Raw genomic sequence first — 1,841 nt, forward strand, 5'->3', positions numbered from 1 at the left:
TCCCGAACTCGGAAGTGAAACGCCCCTGCGCCAATGGTACTTCGTCTTAAGACGCGGGAGAGTAGGGCGCCGCCGGGCATGAATAATACACACCGACAAATCTCTACAAAATAAAACAGAACAAACACTATTTACCGCGGGGTGGAGCAGCCCGGTAGCTCGTCAGGCTCATAACCTGAAGGTCGTAGGTTCAAATCCTACCCCCGCAACCAAAATATGATCGTAAGATCAAATACATAGCAAAAGCCCTGAGCCAATCGCTCAGGGCTTTTTGCGTTCGCGTCAACACCACGTCAACAAAAGACATGTTCGCCAGCAGCTTACTCAGTAGATGTGGGTGGGAAATGACAATCTCAGTCGCGGATCAGTACGGGTGAGGGCCGCCAAGGTAGAGCGGTGAGTTACCTGCTGCATGGCGCCTGTTAGCAAGCTGAGAGCTACTCAGCGGCGCCCATTTCCCTTAGGACTATTCCTGCTTGAAGAGGAACTTGACCAAAAGCTGCCATTGGGACGTTTCTAGCAAAGGTCGAGTCAGTTCCTACCAAGAAGCGCCGCCAAGTCATCCAAAACTGGTGATCGCAAACTCGTCGTCCCCTTTTCACCTGACAAGCGCGCTTGAGAACAGACTTCCGTTCGGATACTAGTATCGCATGCGCCTACGGATCATTGCCTCATTGTCCTGCCACTCGGCCTCCGCGATGTACTTGCGAACCATCTCACGCAGAATTCTCGCCATGCGCGGATGCTCGAACTCGCAAGCTTTAGCCCAGCCCTCGTACTGATCCGCCAACTCTCGATCTTGCGCTCCGCCTTCACCTCGCCAAGTCGCACCGCGAGCATTGTAGCGCCCGATTGTGATGTCGCGCTCAATCTCGACGCTATACAGATCATTGACAGCCTCCCGCACAGGTTCACAAGGCCATGATCCATCTTCTGCCAAAGGGGCGTGTGCGAGGATTTCCCCGATCTGATAGTCAAGCATGGCGCGATGACCTGTCGGCTCGCTAATGCGCCTTGCCTCGATAATCCATTCCTTCAGCTTCCCAGCCTGGATGACACCGTGTTCATCGACTCCAGGTACTGAAGAAAGTGCATCAATAAAGGTATTCGCGTTTCTGGCGGCCGTCTTCTGCTCATCGTTAGGTTCCACATCTCTGGACTCATTTTTGCCCCTGTAGGCCATGCGAATGGCCTTGCAGAAAAGAGACGGGTTGTCGTTTACCTCGGCCTCAAGGTTAGGGATACGCCCTCTATCGAACCTGAAGACCTTCAGATACAGGAACTCCAGATCTGCCATCCTATCGCGGCTAATTGTGCCGCGCGAATTGAGAATCTTGAACACCTCCTCAATGGAATGCCGATCCATCGAGGATGCTCCCCGCTCAGCTTCATCGCTTCGGGGAAGTGCTTGCAGGATTGCGCAGAGCTGTTCAGATTCGATGCTCTTCAGGTCCAGATGGACAAATTGCAGCGCCGTTAGGCCGCGACGGGCTTCAATGAGTTTTGCTACGGCGTAGCGCAACTCATCTTCTGTCTGCCTCGCCCAGTGTGCGGACACAGTCTTCCAGTATCCTTCGGACACTGCCCGGCTTGAAGCCTCCACAGCGTCCCAAACTGTCTGCCCAAACCGGCAAAGGCAGAAGAGGCGCACCAACTGTTCATCGGTCAGTTCGCCACGCAATCCGATGATAAAACCTGTTCCCCATCGAAGCCTTATGGACAGATCGGTTAATTTGAATAAGGGAGTGTTTTGGCTCATGATCATGAGATTAGGAGTGAACAATGGGGCACAACACACGGACCGCCAGCGCTGCAGCTGAGAAGGCGGTTAAAGATATCCG

At 53.6% G+C, this 1,841-nt stretch carries 1 protein-coding gene and 1 tRNA gene; one reads left to right on the plus strand and one right to left on the minus strand.

The window, feature by feature from the left end:
- Positions 1–135: 135 nt before the first annotated feature.
- Positions 136–212: transfer RNA gene (locus PsAD46_RS16965), tRNA-Met, on the plus strand.
- Positions 213–640: 428 nt separating this feature from the next.
- Here the strand turns inward: PsAD46_RS16965 and PsAD46_RS16970 are convergent.
- The gene (locus PsAD46_RS16970) at positions 641–1,582 is read right to left on the minus strand and encodes a hypothetical protein (RefSeq protein ID WP_193776960.1); all 942 of its coding nucleotides are present in this window, start codon (positions 1,580–1,582) and stop codon (positions 641–643) included.
- Positions 1,583–1,841: the final 259 nt, after the last annotated feature.

It is taken from the genome of Pseudovibrio sp. Ad46 (genome assembly GCF_001623065.1).
In the GTDB taxonomy this organism is placed as follows: domain Bacteria; phylum Pseudomonadota; class Alphaproteobacteria; order Rhizobiales; family Stappiaceae; genus Pseudovibrio.